The following is a 22,365-nucleotide window of genomic DNA, read 5'->3' on the forward strand; positions in this document are numbered from 1 at the left end:
ATAGCGGCCCGTAAGACGGCCTTGTTGAATATTCGGGGGACGACATGATCCGCTACACCATTATCCTGGCCGCGCTGCTCGCAACGACCGGCCTTGCCACTGCCCAAACCATTGACGAGCAGATCGCCAGCTTCATCGGCGGCAAGGGCTTCGTCTTGCAGTCAGCGGATCACCTTGAGATGGAATTGGCCAATCTCTGGCTCGATGACAGTGCCATGTCGCCGGGCGGTCTCGTCGGTCCCATCGAAAAGGCCATGATGATCGCCGAGGGCGCTATTCCTTCGATCCGGACCCGCACCGCCATTGCCTATGGGCAGATCATCGACAACGAAGACGGCGCGCCGGCTCCCTACAGCTTCATCGAAGTGCGCCACTACAATTTCGGCCCCATCATCCATGCCGAAACCGCCGACGCCTATGGCGAGGAAAACACTGCCGACATCGCCGAATTCGGCCTTGGCAATCATATGGCCTGGCGCTTCGTCTTCCGTCCGGTCATGGGACACAGCGCCATGCTTCTCGATGCCAGCAGCCGCGTCATCACCGATGACGATGCCTCCGATGACGATTGCAACGGCGTGCCTTGCCTCGATTCCGGGTCAAGTCCGGACGAGGTGGCGCAATGGCAGGTCATCAATGGCAAGCTCCCCACCTGGCCGCCACTCTATCCTACCGAGGCCAACGAAGTGACCGCGCCGGCTTATGCCATTTCCCAGCTCGCCGTCCTCGGCTTCTGGGCCAATGCCGAGAGCGGCCATTATCAATGGACCGATGGCGAGCACCCCGAGGCGGCGCGCGGCTACGAGCCCTATCGTTTCATCGCCATCGACCGCAATCTGGGTCAGGAATTTGCCATCGACGCCGTCTGGCGCGAAACCGCGCTCAACGATGACGCGCTCGCCGCTATCTCGTTTCGGCAGCTCGACATTGCCGGCGACATCACGCTGATGCGCGCCGCGGAGCCACGCTAGACCGCGACCTTCCGGCTGATCCGCGGCAGGCCCAATGCCACCACCCTCAGTCCCTCGCGCCGCAGCACCAGCACCAGCGCCAGAGACCGGCAGCCCATGGCTGCGGCGCTGGCCATGGCCGCGCCCATGATGCCGAAAGACGGCACCAACGCGAACGCCAGAACGGCGATGACCACCAGCACGATCAGCGCCACCAGCAGCCCTTCGCGCTGCCGGCCCAGCACGATCAGCGCCTCCCCGGCCTGTCCTGCCATGGCCCGCACCACCATGCCCAGGCCCAGCACGACCATGACACCATAACCGGCGACGAAGTCCGGCCCGAACGCGCCCAGCAGGAACGGCCCCGCCAATAGGGCCAGCGCTACGCTGGCCAGCGTCGCCCAGAAGGTCAGCCTTGTATTGTGGAGGATGCTGTCTTGCAGATCGGCGCGGGATTTGCCGGCAAGGTCCAGCGCAAAGCGCCGTCCGGCCACCAGCGTCATCGCATAGGCGACGAACCCCGCTAGCGCCAGGCTGCGCGCCGCCGCGAAATAGATGCCCACTGCGCCCGGCTCCACCAGGAGGCTGAGCACCAGCACATCGCCGTAACCGGCCAGATCGTCCAGCCCCGACAGCAAAAGCAAGGGCAGTGACGCCATCAGCCACAGGCGCTTCTGGCCGGGTCGCGCGCTTTCCCCCTCGGGCGCCAGTGCCTGCAATCGCCGCGCCAATATCAGCGCCAGCATGGCCGTCACCAGCGCCATCGAGCCGATCAGCACCCCGCCAACGACCGGCAGGCTCAGAACCACGCCCGCCGCGCTGAGCGCCAGACAGATAAGCCCGATCAATATGGGTCGCAGGACATAGACCGGCAAAGCAGCCAGCCGGAACCAGCCAAAACTGCGCGCCACCCCTTCGAGATAATATTCCATGCCGAGGAACGGCAGGCCCAGAGCCACCAGCAGCACCATCAGGCCCGGACCATCCGAAATGCCGATGCCCAGCGCCACGCCGATGGCGGCAAGCATCAGCACGAGGCTCGCCCCGACCACCACCGACAATCCGAACCGCCAATAATTCCGCAGGGCCGAGCTCCGCCCCCGCACATGATAGCGCGGCAGGAAGCGAATGCTGGATTCGGCAAAACCCAGCGCGGCAAAGCTCCCCAGCGCCAGCATCCAGGTCCACAGCGTCACGAAGCCGCCATAGCCATCGGCCGGCATCAGCCGCGCCAGCAGCACCTGCATGGCAAAAACGAGGCCCGCGCTCAGCACACGGATAAGGATGGCGATTGCGGCGTCCAGCATCCTGGGACGCTTCAGATGAAAAGCAGCAGGCAGACGGCGGGCCGCAACAGATTGGCCGCCCGGTCCATCATGGACGGCAGCCAGCCATGCAGCTTTTTCAGCGCCGGCCGCAGCCTCGGCAACCACGCCAGCGTGTAAAAACGCCCGCGCCAGCTCAATGCCTCGGCGCGGCTATTCACCGTCAACGATTTATTGGCCCAACTTGCCTTGTAATCGGCCATGTTGATCAAGAGGTCATAGGCGCCGGCATCCCGGTCGATCAGCCAACCGACGGTCATGTCCATCTGCACCTTGCCCGGTGACAGATCGCGCAAGTCCCAATCGAAACCGCCGATATAGGCATAGTAGTGGCGCTGCTGAAGAAAGCCCAGTTCCAGCGCCACCACACGCTCGCCGGCTTTCAGCACCGAAAGACAGGCCCCGCTGAGCCTGCCCTCATCGCCATGCAACGAGGCCAGGAAATCTTCATATCCCCCCATCGCGAAGCCGGTGCTGAACCGTCCGGTTTCCACCAGCCAACGGCGCTTCATTGCCGCGCATAGCCGCACCAGTGGAGCAAATTGCTCATGATCAGGCCAGATGACCTCAAAGCTCAGTTCCCCCATCCGCGCCAGGTGGTTGCGCCGCCGGTTGCGGTTGCGTTTCTGTAGCTTGCCCAATTGCGCTGCATAGTCCTCGGCCGAGGCAAAGCCGGACAGGTCGAGCATCGAGGCAATATTGGCCGACCCCTCAACTTCCGGTTTGTCGGCCAGGACCGCCGCCAATAGTGAGCCTTCCGGCACCGCGCGCGAAATCGTCACATCGCATTTGGAGGCACGAACGGCGGCGCGCAGCATTTGCGCGATCTGGTTCAGCGGCATGGCGTCCTGCCGCACCAATATGCCGCAATACTGGCTATGCGGCCCGCCCAGCGTTTCCAGCCGCTTGATACCGGCCCGTATGACAATCATGCGGGGCCAGAGCGCGATCAACCGCTCGCCCTGCCAGATCGTCACCACATAGGGTTCATGCATGTCGCCAAACTGCGCCACCCAGTTCCGGCACCAGTCATAGCTCTGGAAATAGGCCAGGGGATCGGCGCAATGGTCTTCGAGCGCGCGCCATGCCTCGGCAATGACCTCGATCTCTTCCAGCGTGCCGAGCACGCGGCTGCTTGTGCTGCCGGTTTCGGGCACCGCACTTCCCCTTCTAGTCGCGGCAAGACTAGCCTCAGAGGCTAAACATGGCGTTGCCGCCATGGGTAAACGAAGCCTTTCCGTTTTGCCTGAGAAAATTCAGTCGCCCTGAAGAGAAACAGGCCGGAATTCCCGCGCCGGGCACTTACGCCGCGACGTCTCCGCCACTGTCGCCGTCATTGGCGGCGCTGAGATCCATGGCCGGCTTGCGCGCCACCACCAGAATCCCGGCAATGGGCGCCCCCCGGTCGAGCCGCAAAATTGCCGTCTCGAACCGCAGCACGTCCAGCCCCGCCACCACCAAAGCGTCGCGCGTGGCCGCGATTCCATGGGCGTAGCGCAGGCTGGGCCGCAGGAATACCGCTTCCTCGCCTTCATGGGCTTCCAGCGAAAACGCCACCAGCCCACCGGGCTTGAGCGCAGGCACCAGCGCCGAGAGCACCGGCGGCAGCGCCCCGCAATAGATCAGCACATCGGCCGCCGTCATCAGGTCCGCTTCCGCCCGCCGGGCATTGAGCGCGGCAACCAGTTCCGCCTTTTGCAGGCTGTCATAAATACCCTTGCGCGCCGTTTCCGCGATCATGGCGGCGGAAATATCGACGCCCTCGAGAATGCCGACCTTTTCGCGTAGCCGCATCCCCATCAGGCCAGTGCCGCATCCGAGATCGAGGGCCTTGTCGAACCAGGCAATACCAAGGTGGGCCATTTCCTCCTCGACCAGGCGATCGAGCATTTCGGGCACCCGATAGCCGAGCTTGCCCAGTAATGATTGCTCGAATTGCGGCGCATATTGATCGAACAGGGCCTCGACATAACCAAGGGCTGTGCCGCCGCCGGCGGGAGCGGCATCATGCGCCGCCAGTTTGAGCCGTGCGCCGAAGAGACCACCATCATCCAGCGCCTCTAGACGCCGCCAGGCGGCAATCGCCGCCGCCGCATTGCCCGCCTTTTCCTGATAGGAGCCGAGCAGATCCCAGCCAGCCGGCCAGGACGGCATGATCTCCAGCGCCTGTTCCATGAGTTCGGCCGCCGCTGCATGATCGCCGCTATCGGCCAGCATGCGTGCATAATCCGCACGCCGGTCGGCAATCGCATCACCGGAAGAAAAGGACGCCCTGCTCAAGACCAATGGCTTTCATGCGTGGCCGGCCCTGTTGGCGCGGCGCGCGGGATTTGCCGCAAGACATGGAAAAACGCAAGCAAAATGCGAATGGACCGCATTGATCGATTTCGCCCTTCCCAAACGCGCCGCTTCCACTAAAATGTTAGCTGTTTCGCGCGCCAGAGGGCGGCCCTCGGCCGCAGCCACGCCGCGACAGTCGTTTCCGTCCCCTCCGGACGGGAATTTTTTAAGATGCGATCGTGTTTTACCTGCAAAACTGTTGTTTTGGCGGGCGCTTTGTCACGACAACACGACATATTGATGCACTCGAAATTTCGCGCTAGGCTTCGCCATCGAATATTGCGGCCGACTGATCTGAAAACGCGAATGCCATTCGCCATTGCTGACGTCATCTTCCGATATTTCGATATCAACCGGGAACCGGCCGGGTGCACGGCAGGACCCGCAACCAGCAGCGACTGCACGAGGGAACGCGCATTATGGCAACTGGCACCGTTAAGTGGTTCAATGGCCAAAAGGGTTATGGCTTCATTCAGCCAGACGAGGGTGGTGCGGACGTATTCGTCCATATCTCCGCCGTCCAGCGTTCGGGCCTTAACGGCCTGGATGAAGGCCAGAAGGTGAACTACGAGATCGTCAAGGACAAGCGGACCGGTAAATCCGCCGCCGACAATCTCACTGCCTCCTGAACCACCAGCGATTGATGTAAGGGGCGTGCCCGGCATCCGGTGCACGCCCTTTTTGTTTTTCCATCATGTTTTGATGGGCCCGAACGATGGCTGCACGTAGCCGCGAACCGTTCCAAACGCCAGCATCCCCACCAGCAACCACAGGAACCCAGCATATATTATGCCGTCCAGCGCTGCTGAATAGCGCCATTGCAGACTACAGATCATGGCAAGGCTTGTTGTTTGCACGAGATATGTCGACCAGACCTTGAAGCGCCAGGTATGGGAGTTTCCAAACTCGCTGGTGTTTCGTTCATTCGCACTTGGCTCCTGCCCTGCCTCCAGGATCAGATCCTCGGGCTGGCCGCCAATTTCCAGAACGGCCCGGTTCTGAAAATATCGATAGCGCGATCGCTCTTCGGTCAGGGACTTGTAGTTCGCCCGGCAAAAACCGAGAAGATAACTCAGCCCAATTACGACATAAAATAGCACAAGAACGACCGGCGCAAACGAAGGCAAAGGGAAAAGGCGGTCGGCATTGGCAATGGCGGTGACCGTACTGACACCGACGCCGGTCCACAGGGCGATTGCAATGTGCCATTCGTTCTTGTGCAACATCGTGGCGCGTTGACGATGCGCCTCGGACGCCCGAAGGTAAATGTCGGCCCGCTCCCTGCCCCCCGTATCGTTCACCCAGCCCCCCAAGCCCGACATGACGAACAATAAACTGCCTCGCTATCAGCGTTTTGTCGAGATGACCAAGTCTAAACGCCTTCCGGTCATCGCCGGAGATTTGGCTCATGATGGCAAACACCTCGGATACGCCGTCTCCGCTGACGCATTTCTTGTGCCGCCACACACTATCTTTGCTGAAATCGGCACGGTCTTGCAGACCACCTCTTGGACTAGGTGGCTGGACAGGATCATCGGCACTGAGTTCGATGACCTGTCGTTTCTTGACTACGAATATGGATGGTACGCCAACGCGCTGATCCGTTCCGGCCATTTTTCCACCGGCATCGATCCATTCCGAATCCGGAAATGGGCTAATTTCGAGCAGGAATTTGTCGACGCCGAAAGCCGCTTTTCGGCCTGCGCGACGTTGCATGACGCGCTTCTAGGAGCCTTGCTGGGCAACAGTGCCGATCGATCGCAAATTCAGCAGGCAGCGGACTTTGTATTGCTTGCCGAGCCAAAGCTCGAAATGCTGGACCGCAAAGCGACATTGTCAATAGTGGCGGACAATTTCGGCAGAGAATTTTTGGACGATCTGATTTTGGCCATTCGCTTCCATCAAGAAACTGGTCAAAAAATAGAAGTACACGTAAAAAAACTACCAATATTCGTATCAGACACCACGATTAACGATTGTGATAGACTGTTGCAATATACACTCAAAAATGAAACAAAACTTTCAGAGGCAATTAACTCGCTCCACAACAACAAGAAATTGTTATTTAAGTGCGATGAATTCTGGTCGTCACCTCTCGGTTTCAGCGAGATCCCGCATGAGATTTTCCAGGCGAGCACAGGAACAATTATCATCAAGGGTGACCTGAACTACCGGCGCGCGATTGATGATGTGGTTGTAGCGGCGGATACGCCCTTCGCTGATTTGCCGTCGCTTCCCAGGCGTCCGCTCCTCTCCCTACGTTCAGTCAAATCCTATTGCCTCGCCGGTGTCGGCTCGCATCAGGTGGATCCGTGGGAATTTCCGATGGATGGCAGCATATTCCTCGCCCAGGAGGTGCCAGCGGCAGGCGGGCACTAGGGGTTCTGTTCTAGCGTGTGGAGAGCCAGGCCTCCTTGAGCGCACCGGCTTGACCGCAACGTGGCAGCGGGGCAAGCTGGCTCCCATCTCCCTGAAAACCTATCGTGAAGCGCTCGCCGAACGAAGCTTGGCAGGAAGAAGTCATGTCGTGCGGCCCTGGACCGCCACTGACAATCAGCAGTTTCGTATCGTGTCGCGGCCGCGAAACCGGCCGCGCACAGGTTTTACTTTTCCGAGCCGATTGGAGGCAGGACCATTATGGACAAGATCCCGATGACGGTGCGTGGGCATCAGGCCCTCACCGTCGAATATGAGCACCGCACCCAAAGCGAGCGCCGCCGGATCATCGATGCCATCTCCGAAGCGCGCGCCCATGGCGACCTTTCTGAAAACGCCGAATATTCCGCCGCCAAGGAACAGCAGAGCCTCAATGAAGGCCGCATCCAGGAACTGGAAGCCATGCTTGCTCTGGCCGAGATTATCGATGTCACCAAGCTGAGCGGGGACAGGGTGAAGTTCGGCGCCACCGTCACCTTCATGGACGAGGATACCGAGGAAGAAAAGATCTACCAGATCGTAGGCGATCCCGAGACTGACGCCTCCGCGGGCCGCATCTCGATTTCCTCTCCCATCGCCCGCGCCATGATCGGCAAGGAAGAAGGCGACGCCTTCGAAGTGGCAGCGCCCGGCGGCGCCCGCAGCTACGAAATCGTCAAGATCGAATATATCTGACCGCCATGCGTGGTCACCCTTTGGCAACGAGCGCCGAGGGTGACCATGCTTCCGGGATCGACCTCTTCAGGCCGGCCCCAAACGATTCGCTAGTCACGTGCGTCGCGTACGCTCCTGGGCCGCCGCTGCCGCAAATTCTCTTGCCGACGCAATATCCTGTGTCTTTCCGGTCTAGCCGCGCCGGCATTCGTCTTGTGCGCGAGACTTGGCCTTGAAACCTGCCCGCTTCGCCCCTTAACTAGAGGCGAGGGAGTGTCCCCGTCTTTTGGAGAAGCCTCGCGATGCACGCGAAAGTCATCATCATCGGCTCCGGTCCTGCCGGTTATACCGCCGCCATCTACGCGGCGCGCGCCATGCTCGAACCGGTGATGATCCAGGGCCTCCAGCCGGGCGGCCAGCTCACCATTACCACCGATGTCGAAAACTATCCCGGCTTCGCCGACGTCATCCAGGGCCCCTGGCTCATGGACCAAATGAAGGCCCAGGCTGAGCATGTCGGCACGAAGATCGTCAGCGACATCATCACCTCCGTCGATCTCGACCGCCGTCCCTTCGTGCTGACGGGCGATAGCGGCGACACCTATACCGCCGACAGCCTGATCATCGCCACCGGCGCGCAGGCCAAGTGGCTGGGCCTGCCGTCCGAGCAGAAATTCCAGGGCTTTGGCGTCTCCGCCTGCGCCACTTGCGACGGCTTCTTCTATCGCGGCAAGCAGGTGCTGGTGGTCGGCGGCGGCAATACCGCCGTCGAGGAAGCCCTGTTCCTCACCAATTTCGCCGAGAAGGTCATCGTCGTGCATCGTCGCGATGAATTCCGCGCTGAGCGCATCCTGCAGGACCGCCTGTTCAAGCATCCCAAGATCGAGGTGCGCTGGAACACCGAAGTGGCCGAAATCGGCGGCGCGCCCATGCCGCCTTCGGTCAACAGCGTCACCCTGCGCAACCGGACCACAGGCGAAACCTATGAGCAGCCGATCGACGGCGTCTTCGTGGCCATCGGCCATGCGCCCGCGACCTCGATCTTTGCCGGCAAGCTCGACATGAAGCCCGGCGGCTATTTGCAGGTGACGCCCGGCACCACCGAGACCAATATTCCCGGCGTTTTCGCTGCCGGCGATGTCACCGACGACGTCTATCGGCAGGCCGTCACGGCGGCGGGCATGGGTTGCATGGCCGCGCTCGATGCCGAACGCTTCCTCGCCGCGCACGAACTGGCCGAAGCGGCGGAATAGGGCGAGGCCGAGATGATTTTGGAAAAGCCCATTCCTGTCACAATTCCTGCGTTCCCATCCGCTAAGGCGGCGAACTTGGTTCGACCCGGCTGAACAGAAGTAGAGAAAGCGTCATGAAAATGCTCGACTGGGACAAGCTTCGGATTTTCCATACGGCCGCCGAGTCGGGCTCTTTCACCCATGCCGCCGAAAAGCTGGGCATGAGCCAGTCTGCCGTGTCCCGCCAGATTTCCGCGCTCGAAGACGATTTGGGGCTGAAGCTGTTCATCCGCCATGCGCGCGGGCTGGTGCTGACCGAAGTGGGCGAGCAATTGTTCCGCACCGCCCATCGCATGCACTGGGAGCTTCAGCAGGTCGAAACCCAGATGTCCGAAAGCCAGGATGTCCCCACCGGCCCCCTGATCGTCACCACCACCGTGGGCATCGGCTCGACCTGGCTGTCCTCGCGGCTCGACGAGTTCTTGAAACTCTACCCGCTGATCCAGCTCGAAATCCGTCTCAACGACGCCGAACTGGACCTGGCCATGCGCGAGGCCGACGTGGCCATCCGCCTGCATCGCCCCAATCAGTCGGAGATGATCCAGCGCAAGCTGTTCACCGTCCACAATTATTTCTATGCCAGCAATTCCTATATCGACGAACATGGCATGCCCAGTTCCGCCGAGGATCTGGACAATCATCGCATCATCAGTTTTGGCGAGCCGGTGCCTTCTTATCTGGGCGACATCAATTTCCTCGAACGCATGGGCCGCTCCGATTCCAGCCCGCGCCGCGCGGCGCTGCGCGTCAACGCCATCTATGGCATGATGCAGGCCTGCCGGGCCGGAATTGGCGTCGCCATGTTGCCCGCCTATGTCACGGAAAAGGAAGACGGCCTGGTCCAGGTTCTGCCCGAAATCGAGCTTCCCGCCTATGAGGCCTATTTCGTCTACCCCCCCGCCCTCAAGAATTCCAAGCGCGTCGGCGTGTTCCGCGACTTCCTCGTCTCCAAAGCGCGTGAATGGAGCTTCTGATTGCCCCGTAGCGGAAATCATGCCGATGGAGCGATTATCGTCATCACCCGGCCGATCCGGGTGATCTATCGATAGGCCCTCATGCCCCGCATCACCACCATCGCCCTCGATGCCGATGACACGCTCTGGCAGAACGAACAATTCTTCCGCCTGACCGAACAGCGCTTCACCACCCTCTTGCGCGACTACACCGACGCGCCGGACCTCACCGAACGCCTGATCGCCGCCACCACGAAAAACCTTGCCTTTTACGGGTTCGGCGCCAAGGGGTTTGCGCTCTCAATGGTGGAAACCGCCCTCGAAGTCACTGACCACAAAGTCCCCGGCACAATCATCGCCGAGATCATGGCGGCAGGACGGGAATTGCTCAATTTCCCTATCGAAACCCTGCCCTATGTCGATCAGGCCCTTGATCAATTGCAGGAACGCTACCGGCTGATTCTCGTCACCAAGGGCGATCTTTTCGATCAGGAGCGGAAACTTGCCGCCTCCGGTCTGGCTGATCACTTCGCCGCCATCGAAGTGGTCTCGGACAAGAATGAAGCCACCTATCGCCGGATTTTCGAGCGCCATACCGAAGGCGCGCGCCACTCCGTCATGGTGGGTAATTCGCTCAGGTCCGATATTTTGCCCGCCATCGCCGCCGGCGCCTGCGCCGTCTATGTGCCCCACGACCTCACCTGGTCCTATGAGCATGCCGAGGAGCCGCAACAGGAACCGCTTTATGCCCGGATCGAGCATCTTGGCCAATTATCGCGCGTTCTGACGGATTTCGAAGCGTTGCCCTGAATCGGCGTCCCGAGACGCTCCATATCTCGACCCTCTGGCGCAAAAAGCGGCAATTGCCCGCCGAATAAGCAGCTATTCCTTCCTCGCCAAATCGCCAATCATTGAAAACATTAACGAATTCCGCTCCACATGCGGAAATCGCATGGCTGACATAACCTAAGGCGGCTTGGCGGACCCAATCATGCGTCCTATATCGCCACTCATCACAGCGGGTGTTTCTCCTCCCTCCCTTGCGTCCGCTGCGTTCCCTCCTGGCAGGCTTGCCCTGTCACTTAGGCCCCGCTCTCCCCTCGAGCGGGGTTTTCTTTTGCCTGCATTCCGCCATGCAAAAATGCATAGCTGACATGTTGGTTTTAGGATTGTCTATCGATCCGGTAGAGTTCATATATCCCCTCGTTGCTGAGGCGCGCTCCGATCTCCTCCTCCCTTCGGACCCCGTATCGCAACAATGAGCTGCGGATCTTCTCCTCCTCCCTTGATCCAAGGCTCACTGGCAGAGCGCATACCCTCCTCCCTTGCTCTCTGCCCCACTTTCGATTTGGCTTCGGCCCAGTCATCAGGCCCTATCTTCGGATAGGGCCTCTTTTTTTGCCCAAACATCCGGCGCTTTCCAGCCTGACTCTTTCTCGGACAGATTGTCGCTGTGCCCGCTGCATGGCTGGCATGACCTCTCATGCATTGCTGACCGGGCAGTCAAAACCTATATTGGCCTTGTCGCTGCGGCGCCGCTCCGTACCTCCTCCCTCGGACCCGCGCTGCCGACAATTGAGTTTGGAACCGTATCCTCCTCCCTCGGTTTTAACTCAACCGGTTGGCCGCCAACCCTCCTCCCTGGCGCCGGCCATTACTAGCGATTTGGCTTCGGCCCTATCAAAGGCTCCAACTTCGGTTGGAGCCTCTTTTTTTTGCGTCCCATTCATTCATCCTGCGAATCTGCATGGCAGCCTTGCCGATTGCGCGTTTGTGATCGAGGCGGCGACGCGGGATAATTCACTCAACGGCGGCGTTCGTGGCGACGCCGCTTCCTCCAAGGTCAGCGGCCCCGGCCGAAGACCTCCGGCCCTGCCCATCCCCTCGGGCGGGGCCTTTTTTCTTGCAGAATGCGCTATTTGCCTGGCAGCTTTTGCCGAGAACCATTCTTTCCCGCCCCAATAAACTGATTTCATTCGTCTTTTGGCGGCATGCCTCTTGCATCGCGCTTCCCATATACTGGGAGACAGGCCATGGTCAGCGTCACATCCACTTCGCCCTACGCCGCCTATCAGAATTATGCGGCTAGCTATTCCGGCACTGCAACATCGTCCACGACGCCGCAGCAGCCGCAGAGCCAGTCAGGCACAGATAGCGCCGCCACTTCGGTCACCCTGTCCGACGATGCCCTTGCTGCCCTGGCGGAGCGGGATTTTGCCGCCGTCCTCGCCGAGGCCCATGCCAAACTCCTCGCCCTGCTCGAGGAAGCAGGCCGCACCAGCCCCGTCAAAGGCGGCAAGCTGGCGCTCGATCTCTCCGGCCTCGATCAGCGCGAGCTTTTCGCCATGTCGAGCGACGCCAGCTTCTCGCCGGATGAGCGCGAGGCCGCCGGGCTCGAAATGCAGCGCCGCTTCGAAGCCGCCCTGTCCGGCCCTGCCGCTATCGCCGAAGTCATCGGCAATTATGTCGGTCTTTACAAAGCCGCCGCTGCCTATCTCGACAGCCTGGGCGCCGAAGAACGCGCCAGCGCCGATTGGAGGGCCGGCCGCGATGCAATTGCCGAGGGCCTGAAGCAGCTGCAAACCAGGCCGGGCACCTTGCCCGATCTCGGCCCCAACGATCCGGTCGCGCTATATCTGGCGCTCACCGAGGCCGGAAAAGGTGTGGAGCCGTCCATGCCCGATCTGGCTTCCAATGCCAGAACGACGCTCGACCGCCTCTATGCCGACGCCCATGCCAGAGGCAAGGTGCCCACCTTCAACCGCAACACCATCGTCGGCCAATATATAGATGTGTCCGGCTTCTCCAGCGGAGCACTATCTTCAATCGTGCTCGACACGGCCGGCCAGTTCAACGCCGAGGAAACCAGCGCAGCCCGCTCGGCGCTTCATGCCCGCAGCGGCGCGACACTCCTTGCCGGTTTCCAGGATGCCAATAAATCCGGTGACCCCACCGCCTTCAGCCGCAACATCATCACCGCCTTCTCGTCCCTCTCCGCCGAGGAAAGACAGGCCGCCGGCTGGTCCGATCAGCTCTATCAGGCGGCCATGCAATCCTATGTCACGACGACCAAGCTGATGGACATGTTCAGCCAATCCACCGGCGGTAATAATAGCGGCGCACCAAATCTGGCGAGCTTGCTGGGCGGCATGCAGTAAGCGGGAACCGCGAGGCCGCCAGCGCCATCACTGAATTCCGGCGCAGAAGCCCTGAATGCGCCGCACCGCTTCTTCCAGTTCGGCATTGCTCGCCGCATAGCTGAGCCGGAAATGGCCGGGCAGGCCGAAGGCGGTGCCATGCACCAGTGCCACGCCGGTTTCGTCCAGCAGCGCCATGACGAAATCCTCGTCCGTCTTCAGCGCCGCGCCGCCCGCGCTTTTCTTGCCCAAGAGCCGCTGGCACGACGGGAACACATAAAACGCGCCTTCGGGCGCGAGGCAATCGAGCCCGGTATTGGCGTTGAGCCCGGCCACGACCAGGTCGCGGCGCTGCTGGAACACATCGCGCCAGTCCTTGAGGAAGTCCTGCGGCCCGTTCAGCGCTTCCACCGCCGCCCATTGCGAAATCGACGAAGCATTGGTCGTCGACTGTCCCTGCAATTTGGTCATTGCGGCAAGCAGCGGCCTCGGCCCCGTGCAATAGCCGATACGCCAGCCGGTCATGGCATGCGACTTGGAAACCCCGTTCATCGTCAGGGTTCTGGCCTGCAATGCCGGCTCGACCTGCGCGATGGTCGCGAACGTCCTGCCGTCATAGACCAACACTTCATAAATGTCGTCGGTGAGAATATGCACGTGCGCGTGCCGCATCAGCACCTCGGCCAGCCCCTTCAATTCCTCGGCCGAATAGGCCGCCCCGGTCGGGTTGGACGGCGTATTGAGGATCAGCCACTTGGTCTTGGGCGTGATCGCCGCTTCCAGTACTTCCGGCTTGAGCTTGAACCCGGTCGAGGCATCGGCCACGGCGAATACCGGCTCGGCGCCGCAAAGCCTGACGATTTCGGGATAGCTCACCCAATATGGCACCGGCACCACGACTTCATCGCCGGGATTGAGGGTCGCCATCAGCGCGTTGAAAATGATCTGCTTGCCGCCCGAGCCGACAAAACAATCGGCCGCCGTGACTTCGAGCCCGTTATCGCGGCGGAACTTGGCGGCCACCGCCTCCTTGAGTTCGGCAATGCCATCGACATTGGTATAGCGCGTCTTGCCCTCGTCCATGGCTCGCTTGGCGGCGTCGCGCACATTTTCCGGCGTATTGAAATCCGGCTCTCCGGCGGAAAGCGCGATAATGTCCTTGCCGGCCTCTGCCATCACCCGCGCCTTCTGGCTGATCGCTACGGTCGCCGACGGCGCCACGCGCCCCAATGCCTCGGACAGAAAAGTCATCGTCATCTCCACACCAATTGCGGCATTGATCTAAAGCATCGGGCCGAAAAGTGCGATGCGGTTTTAGGATTAGTCCCATGCACCGGGTCCGGGGCGCCGAACACCCGCGGCGTTGGAGGCGTCGCCACATTTATGCCCTCAAATGACCCCCGCACCTTCATACTCGAACCGCATTGAACTGGTTTCCTTTTGGCGTTGAAGCGAGGATAGCGACGTCGATCCCATGCACATATCTGCGTCTCCCAGACGAAGGAAAATCGGGCTGATCGCCCTGTTCGGCATTCTGGTGCCGGTGTCTGCCGCCATGGCGCTCATGGCCGGCATCACCCCTGCCCTTGCCGCCGACATCGCCCGTCAGCCCGATACACAGGTGGCCGTTTTCATGGTGCCCCTGACCCTTCTGGTTCTGGCCCTGCTCTTCGAAGCCGCCCGTTTCATTCGACGTGGCGCCCTCCCGGCTCAATCTTCCGTTCGACCCGCCCGTCCCCTGCATTGGCCGCAGGATCGGCGCAAAGGCTGAGCGCGCAGACAAGCACTCCCTCCTGACGTACTGGCCGGCAGCTCTGCCGGCCTCTTTTTTAGTGCTGGCCTATTGCCCGGCCCGGCGCTGCGGTCCACACTCATGGCCTATTTGCGAGGAGGATTGACCATGCACGTCGAGAACATCTTGCAGACCAAGGGCGTCGTCGTTCATACGCTCGCCCAGACCGCCACCATTGCCGACGCGGTCGCCCTGCTCAATACCCACAATATCGGCGCTCTGGTCATTACCGGCCATGGCGGTGCCGTTGCCGGCATCCTGTCCGAGCGCGATGTCGTGCGCCTGCTCGGCAAGAATCCGCTGAGCGCGCTCGACACCAGGATCGACGCCTGCATGACCAAGGACGTGGTGACCTGCGAGCGCACGACCCGGATCGCAGATGTCATGGAGCGCATGACCCGCCGCCGCATTCGCCACATGCCCGTGGTCGAGGACGGCGCGCTGGTCGGCATCATTTCCATCGGCGACGTGGTCAACCAGAAAATCCGCGAAGTCGAACACGAGGCCGAGGCGCTGCGCGATTACATCGCCGGCTGATCCCGGCGCGGACCTTACTAAACTTACCAAGTCTTCATGCAGCCGCAAGGTCGCGAAGACTTGGCGTTCCCTAATGTCCTTTGCGTGCCGGATAACCGGTCAATCCCATGCAAAGGATGACGATAGATGAAGATCATTTCGACCCCCGCGATCGTCGCGCTGATGACGGCGACGCTCGGCCTTTCCACCCTGCCTGCCGCTTTTGCCCAAGAGACTATTCAAGGCCCCGACACCGCCCAGACCCAGCCCCGTCATTCCGATGAGCGCGGTTTCCGGCCCGGCGGCAATGGCCACCAACGGACCTTTGGCGGGGGCACCATTCTCGGCCTCGAACGCGGCGCCGAGGCGGTGGAGATCGCCCTTGTCCGCCTCGGCCATCGCCTCGATTTGACCGAGGATCAGGCGGGACTTCTCGACAATCTCAAGAGCGTTTCCCTCGCTGCTGCCGAAGATCTTGCCGCCACTTTCGATACGATCCGCTCCGCTGCCGGCGAAACCGCCGAACGCCCGGATCTCCCAGTCCAGCTGGAAAACCGCATCGCCTTCGACAAGGCGCACCTTGCCGCCCTTGAAAGCGTCCAACCCGCCCTCACCGCCTTCTTCGACAGCCTCGATGATCAACAGAAAGCCGCGCTTGCGCCAGACCGCAGCCCGCGCGCAGACGCCCAGCGCGGTCACGAGAGCCACCGCCACGATTCCAAGCGCCACGAACACACCCCCAGTCGGCGCTGATCCGCGCCACGAAGAACCCCGGCTCTCAACAGCCGGGGTTTGCTTTTCTCCAAAGCTCGACTACCAATTCATGGACCCTAATTAGAGCCGTCCATGACCAAGCTGCCTCTCGATCCCGCCCGCCTCCGCGCCCTTTTTCCCGCCTTTGCCGAACCGCGCCTGGCCGGACAGGCGTTTTTCGAGAATGCTGGCGGCTCCTATACGGTCAAGCCGGTCCTCGATCGGCTAGATCACTATTACCGCGCCAGCAAGGTGCAGCCCTACGGCGTCTATCCCGCCTCCATCGAGGCCGGCGAAGCCATGGACATGGCTTTCGAGCGCATGGCGCAGGTCTTCAACGTCACCGCCGACTGGATACATTTCGGCCCCTCGACCTCTGCCAATACCTATGTCCTCGCCAATGCCTTTTCCGGCTGGCTGAAGCCGGGCGACGCCATCATCGTCACCAATCAGGACCATGAGGCCAATAGCGGCAATTGGCGGCGTCTGGCGCGGCATGGCATCGAGGTGCGCGAATGGACCGTCGACAAGGGCACTGGCCGACTTTCGCTCACCGCCCTCGACGCGCTGCTCGACAATAAGGTGAAGCTGGTCGCCGCGCCCCATTGCTCCAATGTCGCCGGCGAGATCAATCCCGTCGCCGACATTGCCGCCCGCGCCCATTCCGTCGGTGCCGTTCTGGTTGTGGACGGCGTCGGCTATGCGCCCCACGGCATCCCCGATTTGAAGGCGCTCGGCGCCGACATCTACCTCTTTTCGGCCTATAAGGTTTATGGCCCCCACCAGGGCGTCATGGCCATCCGCCCCGACCTCGCCGCCGCCCTGCCCAATCAGGGGCATTATTTCAACGATGCCAAGCCGCGTTATCGCCTGACCCCCGCCGGTCCCGATCACGCCCAGATCGCCGCCAGCGCCGGCATTGCCGATTATCTCGAACAGGTCTCGCTGATCGCCGGCGACGTCGTTGAAGGAACCGATCCCTTCCGCCGCGCCAACGCCGCCATGCGCGCGCAGGAAATGGCGCTCGCCCGGCCCCTGCTCGATTTCCTGCGCGCCCGCAACGACGTGCGCATCATCGGTCCGGACGATCCCGAACTGCGCGCGCCCACCATCGCCCTGCACCATGCCGAGCCGGGCATCGAACTGGCAAAGCGTCTCGTCAAACACGGCATCATGGCGTCGGGGGGCAATTTCTACGCCGTGCGCCTCCTGGAAGCCTTGGGCATCGACCCGCACAATCATGGCGTCCTGCGCCTTTCCTTCGTGCACTACACGACGCCCGAAGAAATCCAGCGCCTTATTGAAGCGCTAGACGCCGAGTTGTAGCGCAAGAGCAGAAACCTCGCCGCGCTGCCCCCGGGTCGATCCGGAAGCAGACCCCAAGCCACCAGAAATCCGATAAACTGAACCCCACATGTCCCGCCCGCTCGCCACGCTCCTGCTTCTCGTCTGCACCATGTTCTGGGGCTTTGCCTTCATCGCCCAGAAATCGGCGATGGATTCAATGGGACCACTGAGCTTTGCCGGCGTGCGCTATCTCATCGGCGGCCTTTTGGTCCTGCCGCTGGCCCTGCATGAACGCCGCCGCCGGCCCATCACGCTCAACCGCAATCATTGGCTGCTCATTATTGCCATGAGCACGGTATTCTTCCTCGGCTCCTGGCTGCAACAGGCGGGGCTGGCGACCACCACGGCCACCAATGGCGGCTTCCTCACCGGGCTCTACGTGTTCTTCGTGCCCCTGCTCGGCTATGCGCTGTTCCGCACTCGCCCGCATCCGATCATCTTCATCGGCGTGCCGCTGGCGCTGATCGGCATCTATTATCTCAATGGCGGAGGGCTCGATTCCTTCAATGCCGGCGACTGGCTGATCGTAGGCAGCGCTATCTTCTGGGCCCTGCATGTCATCCTGCTCGGCCAGGTCGCTCGCATGACCGGACTGCCGATTTTCGTCTCCGCCATCTCGTTCCTGTTTGCCGGCACCCTGGCCAGTGCCATGGCATTGGGCACGGAAACCCCGACCATCGAGGCGATTTCCGCCGGCTGGATTGAGATCGGCTATGCGGCGATCTTCTCCACGGCTTTGGCCTTCACCTTCCAAGCCATCGGTCAGCAGCATGTCCCTGCCGCCAATGCCGCCATCATTCTATCGGCGGAAAGCCTGTTTGCCGCCTTGGGTGGCGCGCTCATTCTGGGCGAGCGCCTGCCGATGATCGGCTATGCCGGCGCCACGCTGATCTTCGTCGCAATCCTGCTGGTTGAGGCGCTGCCCCCGTTCTGGGCCCGGCGCAGGACGCACGAGCCCCGCATCAGCAACTGACCTATTCGGCCATGCGGTACATCTTGAAATTCTTGCACAGCACGAAGGCGATGCAGCCGCGCACATTCAACTGATCGGCGCTGACATGGCTGATCGTGCCATCGGCGGTCTGCCCGAAAAGATGCAGCTTGCCCTTCCACTGCCCCGGCTTGGATGGCGTGGCGCGGTCGATCAGCAGGGTGTTGAGATAGGGCATGTTTTCCGCATTGTCGGCCCCATTGCCCAGCCAGATCAACTCCGCACAAAGCTGGGTGCCGTCTCCGCACATGGTCACGTCATAGCGCGAATCCCGGAACTCGATTTCCCACTTGCCGGCCGGCGAGGCCATGGCCGGCAGCACGGACACCAGTCCGAGCAGCGCTGCGAGACAATAAGTGATCAATCTGGTCATCGAAAACTCCTGCAATCCTGAGCTTATATCTGTCGCCCTTCGGCTGAACGTCATCTGAACGACATCGTCATGCCAACGTCACGCAGCTTCAATATCGTCATCCCGTCCGGGCTCCCCCAATCGCCCGGGCAGTCAGGCCCACGCTTCCCCGGCTTTGGCCTTCTTGGGCCCGGTCGTCCATCCCGTGCCTTCATGAACCGCGCCATCCGGTTCTGGCCGCCTTCGGGCGGCCTTTTTTTGTGGACGCCCCGGTTTTGCCCTCGCGCCGCGCCCGCTGCTGCGCCACAAAGAAGCCAGTTTCCGGGCAGGGTCATGGCCAAGCTTTATTTTTCTTATGCGGCAATGAATGCGGGCAAATCCACCCTGCTGCTTCAGGCCGCCTATAATTACCGCGAGCGCGGCATGCGCGCGCTGTTGTTCACCTGCGCCGCCTATGCCGGCGGCCAACCCGGCACCATCAGTTCCCGCCTGGGCATTTCTGAACCCGCCGAATTGTACGATGACGGGGACGATCTGTTTCAGCGCATCCGCGACCATGCGGAGGAATCCAAGGTCGATTGCGTTTTCCTCGATGAGGTCCAGTGCCTCACCCGCGACCATGTCTGGCAATTGGCCCGCGTGGCCGACCGCCTAGACATTCCGGTCATGTGCTATGGCCTGCGCACCGATTTTCTCGGCCGCCCCTTTCCGGGCGCGGTGGAATTGCTGGCCATTGCCGACACCCTGCGCGAAATCCGCACCATCTGTCATTGCGGTGCCAAGGCCACCATGGTGGTGCGCCGCAACGAACATGGGCGGGTGCAGACGGAAGGCAGCACCGTCGCGCCGGAAAAGGCCGATTATGTCTCACTGTGCCGCCGCCATTGGGAAGAAGCATTCGGCCGTTGGCCGGTGAAAGGACCGTGATGACCTCCACTCCCACCGAGCCGAAAGGCGCCCTCACCATCCGCACCCTGGCCATGCCGGCCGACACCAATCCGTCCGGCGACATTTTCGGCGGCTGGGTGCTGAGCCAGATGGACATTGCCGGCTCCATCGCCGCTTTCGAGCGGGTCCACGGCCGCACGGTCACCGTCGCGGTGGAAGCCATGACCTTCATTTCCCCGGTCAAGGTGGGCGACGTGCTCTGCATCTACACCACGATCGAGCGGGTCGGCACCACCTCCATCACCGTCAGCATGGAGGCCTGGGCCAGGCGCAATCGCCAGGATGACCGGGTCAAGGTCACCGAAGGCCGCTTCGTCTATGTGGCGCTCGATGACAACGGCGCCAAGCGCGCCATTCCGCCGGCCTGACCATCGTTCAGACTGCGTTCAGGCGGCGGATGCTTTTCATTGTCCCAAGGCACAGGTCAGTGCCGCGGTGAAACGCACCTCGATCGGATGAAGAGGCCGCAAGGGAACTCTTTTCCATGAGGCTCCGTTTCTGAGACTATAATCATCGGCCTGGCAGCCGCACAGCGTCGCCCCGGAAACCCGGAGCCGGCAAGCCAGAGCCCCAGGGAGCACAATATGCACCGTCAGACTCGCAAGAACCTGCTCAATGTCGTCACCGGTATCGCCGTGGCCGCCGCTGCAGCCATGGTCTTCCTTCCCGCCGCTCAGGCCGCCCCCGGCAGCGCCACCGCGCACGTCAACGTGCGCTCCGGCCCAGGCACCAGCTACGGCGTCGTCAGCACGCTGCAGCGCGGCCAGCAGGTCGATGTCCAGCAGTGCCAGGGCTCCTGGTGCTATGTCGAGGGCCGCGGCGTTGCCGGCTGGGTCTCCTCGAACTATCTGGCTGCGGCCGGCCGGCCGGTGAACCCGTCCAATCCGAACCTGTCCTTCGGCTTCACCATTGGCGGCCCCAACGGTCCGCAGATCAATATCGGCGTCGGCAACCAGCCGCAGCAGCCTCCGCGTCCGGGCCCGCGCCCGCCGGTCGTGCAGCCGACAGCCGAAGTCTGCTTCTTCGACCGCACCAGCTATCGCGGCCAGAGCTTCTGCCTCGAACAGGGCGACAGCGTCCGCGATCTGGGCAATTGGACCGACCGCATTTCCTCCATCGACAACTCGGCCCGCGTCCGCGTGGAAGTCTGTTCGGAAGTCGCCTATCGCAATTGCCGCACCTATACGACCAGCGCGTCGAGCCTCGGCGATTTCGACAAGTACGTCGCCTCGATCCGCATCCGCTGATCCGGCCCGGCCACCAGCCATCAGACGCCGCTCGCAAGGGCGGCGTCTTGCTGTTTGAAATGGCGGCTATCTAAGCAGCGGGAACACGCTGCGCACCTTGGCGTCCCGAAGCCACAACGCCGCCCAGACGGCGATGCCAAGGTAAAGGCTGAACAGGGTATGGCTGAAAAGCGGATTGTCCACCCGCAGATTGGCCGCCAGCGAACCGCCCAGCAATCCGGTAAACAGGACTGCGCCCAACAGCGACGTACGCGGGATCAGGAACAGCACCATGCAGGCCAGCTCGATCAGCCCGATCAGCACCAGATATTTTTGCGGCCAGCCGACCACTTCCATCGGCGCCATGGCAATATCCAACTGCAACAATTTCGGCGCCACCGACGCCGCCGCCATGAACAGCGCGATCAGTCCACTCAACACCCAGCCCGCAATCTTCATCTCAAGTCCCTCCCAGGCGACCCTGCGCCTTCCATATTGCCACGACGAACCAATTCTGCCCAATTCGACTGCGCCGTGCCGTGCCCACGATTTCCGCCATGGAGCCTTCTCCGTCCGGCATAGGCAGATCGGCCAAGAGCGGCTAAACCCTCCCCATCCGCACGTTTCATAGGACATTTCATGCTGCCCTGGGTCAAACTCGATGAAGCCGAAATGCCGGGCGGCGGTGTGCTCCGGCTGATGCAGCGCGGCAGCGAGTTTTCCATCATGTCGGGCACCACCGAATTGATGAACAGCCGTCTCAGCGGCTCGGAAGAACAATTGGCCATCCTCTCGGCCAAGCGCCTCTCCAGTCGTCCCAATCCCCGCATCCTCATCGGTGGCCTGGGCATGGGCTTCACCCTGCGTCAGGCGCTCGCCGTCTTTCCTACCAATGCCGAGATCGTCATCGCCGAACTGGTGCCCGCCGTCATCGCCTGGGCTCGCGGGCCGCTCGCGCCGATCCACGGCGACAGTCTCGACGATCCCCGGCTCACCATCCACGAGGGCGACGTGCGAACGGCGATCACTGCCGGAAATCCCTTCGATGCCATCCTGCTCGATGTCGATAACGGACCCGATGGCCTGTCGCGCCCCGAAAACGACCGTCTCTACAGCGCCAATGGCCTCGCCGCCGCCAGGGCAGCGCTCAATCCCGGCGGACATCTCGCCGTCTGGTCCGCCCATCCCGATGCCCGCTTCACCAAGCGGCTCGGCCAGACCGGCATGGCCATCGAGGAAGTCCCGGTACGCGCTACGCGGTCGGGCAAGGGTGCGCGTCACCTGATCTGGTTTGCCACCAAGGCCGGCAAGCCGGCCTGATACCATCACCAGACCTTGATCTTGCCACCAGAC

The 22,365-nt window shown here is 61.8% G+C and carries 24 protein-coding genes; 17 read left to right on the plus strand and 7 right to left on the minus strand.

Features of this window, described 5'->3' with window-relative positions:
• The first annotated feature begins 44 nt into the window (after window positions 1–44).
• Window positions 45–971 (plus strand): hypothetical protein, encoded by a 927-nt coding sequence (locus tag H0482_RS04700; RefSeq protein WP_193728837.1) that lies wholly within the window; start codon window positions 45–47, stop codon window positions 969–971.
• Here H0482_RS04700 and H0482_RS04705 read toward each other — a convergent pair.
• The 3 genes from H0482_RS04705 to H0482_RS04715 form a co-directional block, all read right to left on the minus strand.
• Complete coding sequence (locus H0482_RS04705; protein WP_193728838.1) at window positions 968–2,257, minus strand: lipopolysaccharide biosynthesis protein; 1,290 nt, start codon at window positions 2,255–2,257, stop codon at window positions 968–970. The two genes, H0482_RS04700 and H0482_RS04705, sit on opposite strands and share 4 nt — an antisense overlap.
• Before the next feature lie 11 nt (window positions 2,258–2,268).
• Window positions 2,269–3,432: a GNAT family N-acetyltransferase gene (locus tag H0482_RS16875; RefSeq protein ID WP_193728839.1), complete on the minus strand. Its 1,164-nt coding sequence runs from the start codon at window positions 3,430–3,432 to the stop codon at window positions 2,269–2,271.
• Between the two features lie 145 nt (window positions 3,433–3,577).
• A complete protein-coding gene (locus H0482_RS04715) occupies window positions 3,578–4,555 on the minus strand; it encodes a class I SAM-dependent DNA methyltransferase (protein WP_230989432.1) in 978 nt (325 codons plus the stop codon).
• Window positions 4,556–5,034: 479 nt separating this feature from the next.
• Between H0482_RS04715 and H0482_RS04720 the strand changes: the two genes are divergently transcribed.
• Window positions 5,035–5,244: a cold-shock protein gene (locus tag H0482_RS04720; protein ID WP_086470158.1), complete on the plus strand. Its 210-nt coding sequence runs from the start codon at window positions 5,035–5,037 to the stop codon at window positions 5,242–5,244.
• Window positions 5,245–5,307: 63 nt separating this feature from the next.
• Here H0482_RS04720 and H0482_RS04725 read toward each other — a convergent pair whose 3' ends face one another.
• The gene (locus tag H0482_RS04725; protein WP_193728840.1) at window positions 5,308–5,916 is read right to left on the minus strand and encodes a hypothetical protein; all 609 of its coding nucleotides are present in this window, start codon (window positions 5,914–5,916) and stop codon (window positions 5,308–5,310) included.
• Between the two features lie 19 nt (window positions 5,917–5,935).
• On the opposite strand from H0482_RS04725, the gene H0482_RS04730 reads away from it, so the two are divergent.
• The 6 genes from H0482_RS04730 (at window position 5,936) to H0482_RS04755 (ending at window position 13,108) form a co-directional block, all read left to right on the plus strand.
• Entirely contained in the window at window positions 5,936–6,994 is a 1,059-nt protein-coding gene (locus tag H0482_RS04730) for an ARMT1-like domain-containing protein (RefSeq protein WP_193728841.1), read from the plus strand.
• A 258-nt stretch (window positions 6,995–7,252) separates the two neighbouring features.
• Window positions 7,253–7,726 carry a transcription elongation factor GreA gene (gene greA, locus H0482_RS04735; protein ID WP_193728842.1) on the plus strand — a complete coding sequence of 158 codons (474 nt, stop codon included), beginning with the start codon at window positions 7,253–7,255 and terminating at the stop codon, window positions 7,724–7,726.
• Between the two features lie 281 nt (window positions 7,727–8,007).
• Window positions 8,008–8,958, plus strand: coding sequence for a thioredoxin-disulfide reductase (gene trxB / locus H0482_RS04740; protein ID WP_193728843.1), 951 nt, complete (start codon window positions 8,008–8,010; stop codon window positions 8,956–8,958).
• 113 nt (window positions 8,959–9,071) lie between these two features.
• Entirely contained in the window at window positions 9,072–9,971 is a 900-nt protein-coding gene (locus H0482_RS04745; protein WP_193728844.1) for a LysR family transcriptional regulator, read from the plus strand.
• Between the two features lie 81 nt (window positions 9,972–10,052).
• Complete coding sequence (locus H0482_RS04750) at window positions 10,053–10,760, plus strand: HAD family hydrolase (protein ID WP_193728845.1); 708 nt, start codon at window positions 10,053–10,055, stop codon at window positions 10,758–10,760.
• Between the two features lie 1,223 nt (window positions 10,761–11,983).
• A complete protein-coding gene (locus H0482_RS04755; protein WP_193728846.1) occupies window positions 11,984–13,108 on the plus strand; it encodes a hypothetical protein in 1,125 nt (374 codons plus the stop codon).
• Window positions 13,109–13,135: 27 nt separating this feature from the next.
• Here H0482_RS04755 and H0482_RS04760 read toward each other — a convergent pair whose 3' ends face one another.
• A complete protein-coding gene (locus H0482_RS04760) occupies window positions 13,136–14,338 on the minus strand; it encodes a pyridoxal phosphate-dependent aminotransferase (RefSeq protein ID WP_193728847.1) in 1,203 nt (400 codons plus the stop codon).
• Window positions 14,339–14,561: 223 nt separating this feature from the next.
• Here H0482_RS04760 and H0482_RS04765 point away from each other — a divergent pair, with 223 nt between their 5' ends.
• From H0482_RS04765 to H0482_RS04785, 5 genes are all read left to right on the plus strand, one after another.
• Complete coding sequence (locus H0482_RS04765) at window positions 14,562–14,858, plus strand: hypothetical protein (protein WP_193728848.1); 297 nt, start codon at window positions 14,562–14,564, stop codon at window positions 14,856–14,858.
• Between the two features lie 129 nt (window positions 14,859–14,987).
• Complete coding sequence (locus tag H0482_RS04770; protein ID WP_193728849.1) at window positions 14,988–15,416, plus strand: CBS domain-containing protein; 429 nt, start codon at window positions 14,988–14,990, stop codon at window positions 15,414–15,416.
• 126 nt (window positions 15,417–15,542) lie between these two features.
• A complete protein-coding gene (locus H0482_RS04775) occupies window positions 15,543–16,148 on the plus strand; it encodes a Spy/CpxP family protein refolding chaperone (protein ID WP_193728850.1) in 606 nt (201 codons plus the stop codon).
• A gap of 93 nt (window positions 16,149–16,241) precedes the next feature.
• A complete protein-coding gene (locus H0482_RS04780) occupies window positions 16,242–17,474 on the plus strand; it encodes an aminotransferase class V-fold PLP-dependent enzyme (RefSeq protein ID WP_193728851.1) in 1,233 nt (410 codons plus the stop codon).
• 88 nt (window positions 17,475–17,562) lie between these two features.
• Entirely contained in the window at window positions 17,563–18,468 is a 906-nt protein-coding gene (locus tag H0482_RS04785) for a DMT family transporter (protein WP_193728852.1), read from the plus strand.
• Between the two features lies 1 nt (window position 18,469).
• Here the strand turns inward: H0482_RS04785 and H0482_RS04790 are convergent, their stop codons facing one another.
• Entirely contained in the window at window positions 18,470–18,859 is a 390-nt protein-coding gene (locus H0482_RS04790) for a DUF2147 domain-containing protein (protein WP_193728853.1), read from the minus strand.
• 312 nt (window positions 18,860–19,171) lie between these two features.
• Between H0482_RS04790 and H0482_RS04795 the strand changes: the two genes are divergently transcribed.
• The 3 genes from H0482_RS04795 (at window position 19,172) to H0482_RS04805 (ending at window position 21,033) form a co-directional block, all read left to right on the plus strand.
• Entirely contained in the window at window positions 19,172–19,765 is a 594-nt protein-coding gene (locus H0482_RS04795; RefSeq protein WP_193728854.1) for a thymidine kinase, read from the plus strand.
• Complete coding sequence (locus tag H0482_RS04800) at window positions 19,765–20,154, plus strand: acyl-CoA thioesterase (RefSeq protein ID WP_193728855.1); 390 nt, start codon at window positions 19,765–19,767, stop codon at window positions 20,152–20,154. The genes H0482_RS04795 and H0482_RS04800 overlap by 1 nt, the downstream gene beginning before the upstream one ends.
• 216 nt (window positions 20,155–20,370) lie before the next feature.
• Window positions 20,371–21,033, plus strand: coding sequence for an SH3 domain-containing protein (locus tag H0482_RS04805; protein WP_193728856.1), 663 nt, complete (start codon window positions 20,371–20,373; stop codon window positions 21,031–21,033).
• A 66-nt stretch (window positions 21,034–21,099) separates the two neighbouring features.
• Here H0482_RS04805 and H0482_RS04810 read toward each other — a convergent pair whose 3' ends face one another.
• A complete protein-coding gene (locus H0482_RS04810) occupies window positions 21,100–21,471 on the minus strand; it encodes a DoxX family protein (RefSeq protein WP_193728857.1) in 372 nt (123 codons plus the stop codon).
• A 180-nt stretch (window positions 21,472–21,651) separates the two neighbouring features.
• On the opposite strand from H0482_RS04810, the gene H0482_RS04815 reads away from it, so the two are divergent.
• Complete coding sequence (locus tag H0482_RS04815) at window positions 21,652–22,332, plus strand: spermidine synthase (RefSeq protein WP_193728858.1); 681 nt, start codon at window positions 21,652–21,654, stop codon at window positions 22,330–22,332.
• Window positions 22,333–22,365: the final 33 nt, after the last annotated feature.

The organism is Devosia faecipullorum (assembly GCF_015158295.1).
GTDB classification, from domain to species: Bacteria; Pseudomonadota; Alphaproteobacteria; order Rhizobiales; family Devosiaceae; genus Devosia; species Devosia faecipullorum.

Coding starts and splice junctions, on each gene's coding strand:
- H0482_RS04700 (WP_193728837.1), top strand. CDS start 45: ATGATCCGCTACACCATTATCCTGGCCGCGCTGCTCGCAACGACCGGC.
- H0482_RS04705 (WP_193728838.1), bottom strand. CDS start 2,257: ATGCTGGACGCCGCAATCGCCATCCTTATCCGTGTGCTGAGCGCGGGC.
- H0482_RS04720 (WP_086470158.1), top strand. CDS start 5,035: ATGGCAACTGGCACCGTTAAGTGGTTCAATGGCCAAAAGGGTTATGGC.
- H0482_RS04730 (WP_193728841.1), top strand. CDS start 5,936: ATGACGAACAATAAACTGCCTCGCTATCAGCGTTTTGTCGAGATGACC.
- greA (WP_193728842.1), top strand. CDS start 7,253: ATGGACAAGATCCCGATGACGGTGCGTGGGCATCAGGCCCTCACCGTC.
- trxB (WP_193728843.1), top strand. CDS start 8,008: ATGCACGCGAAAGTCATCATCATCGGCTCCGGTCCTGCCGGTTATACC.
- H0482_RS04745 (WP_193728844.1), top strand. CDS start 9,072: ATGAAAATGCTCGACTGGGACAAGCTTCGGATTTTCCATACGGCCGCC.
- H0482_RS04750 (WP_193728845.1), top strand. CDS start 10,053: ATGCCCCGCATCACCACCATCGCCCTCGATGCCGATGACACGCTCTGG.
- H0482_RS04755 (WP_193728846.1), top strand. CDS start 11,984: ATGGTCAGCGTCACATCCACTTCGCCCTACGCCGCCTATCAGAATTAT.
- H0482_RS04760 (WP_193728847.1), bottom strand. CDS start 14,338: ATGACTTTTCTGTCCGAGGCATTGGGGCGCGTGGCGCCGTCGGCGACC.
- H0482_RS04765 (WP_193728848.1), top strand. CDS start 14,562: ATGCACATATCTGCGTCTCCCAGACGAAGGAAAATCGGGCTGATCGCC.
- H0482_RS04770 (WP_193728849.1), top strand. CDS start 14,988: ATGCACGTCGAGAACATCTTGCAGACCAAGGGCGTCGTCGTTCATACG.
- H0482_RS04775 (WP_193728850.1), top strand. CDS start 15,543: ATGAAGATCATTTCGACCCCCGCGATCGTCGCGCTGATGACGGCGACG.
- H0482_RS04780 (WP_193728851.1), top strand. CDS start 16,242: ATGACCAAGCTGCCTCTCGATCCCGCCCGCCTCCGCGCCCTTTTTCCC.
- H0482_RS04785 (WP_193728852.1), top strand. CDS start 17,563: ATGTCCCGCCCGCTCGCCACGCTCCTGCTTCTCGTCTGCACCATGTTC.
- H0482_RS04790 (WP_193728853.1), bottom strand. CDS start 18,859: ATGACCAGATTGATCACTTATTGTCTCGCAGCGCTGCTCGGACTGGTG.
- H0482_RS04795 (WP_193728854.1), top strand. CDS start 19,172: ATGGCCAAGCTTTATTTTTCTTATGCGGCAATGAATGCGGGCAAATCC.
- H0482_RS04800 (WP_193728855.1), top strand. CDS start 19,765: ATGACCTCCACTCCCACCGAGCCGAAAGGCGCCCTCACCATCCGCACC.
- H0482_RS04805 (WP_193728856.1), top strand. CDS start 20,371: ATGCACCGTCAGACTCGCAAGAACCTGCTCAATGTCGTCACCGGTATC.
- H0482_RS04810 (WP_193728857.1), bottom strand. CDS start 21,471: ATGAAGATTGCGGGCTGGGTGTTGAGTGGACTGATCGCGCTGTTCATG.
- H0482_RS04815 (WP_193728858.1), top strand. CDS start 21,652: ATGCTGCCCTGGGTCAAACTCGATGAAGCCGAAATGCCGGGCGGCGGT.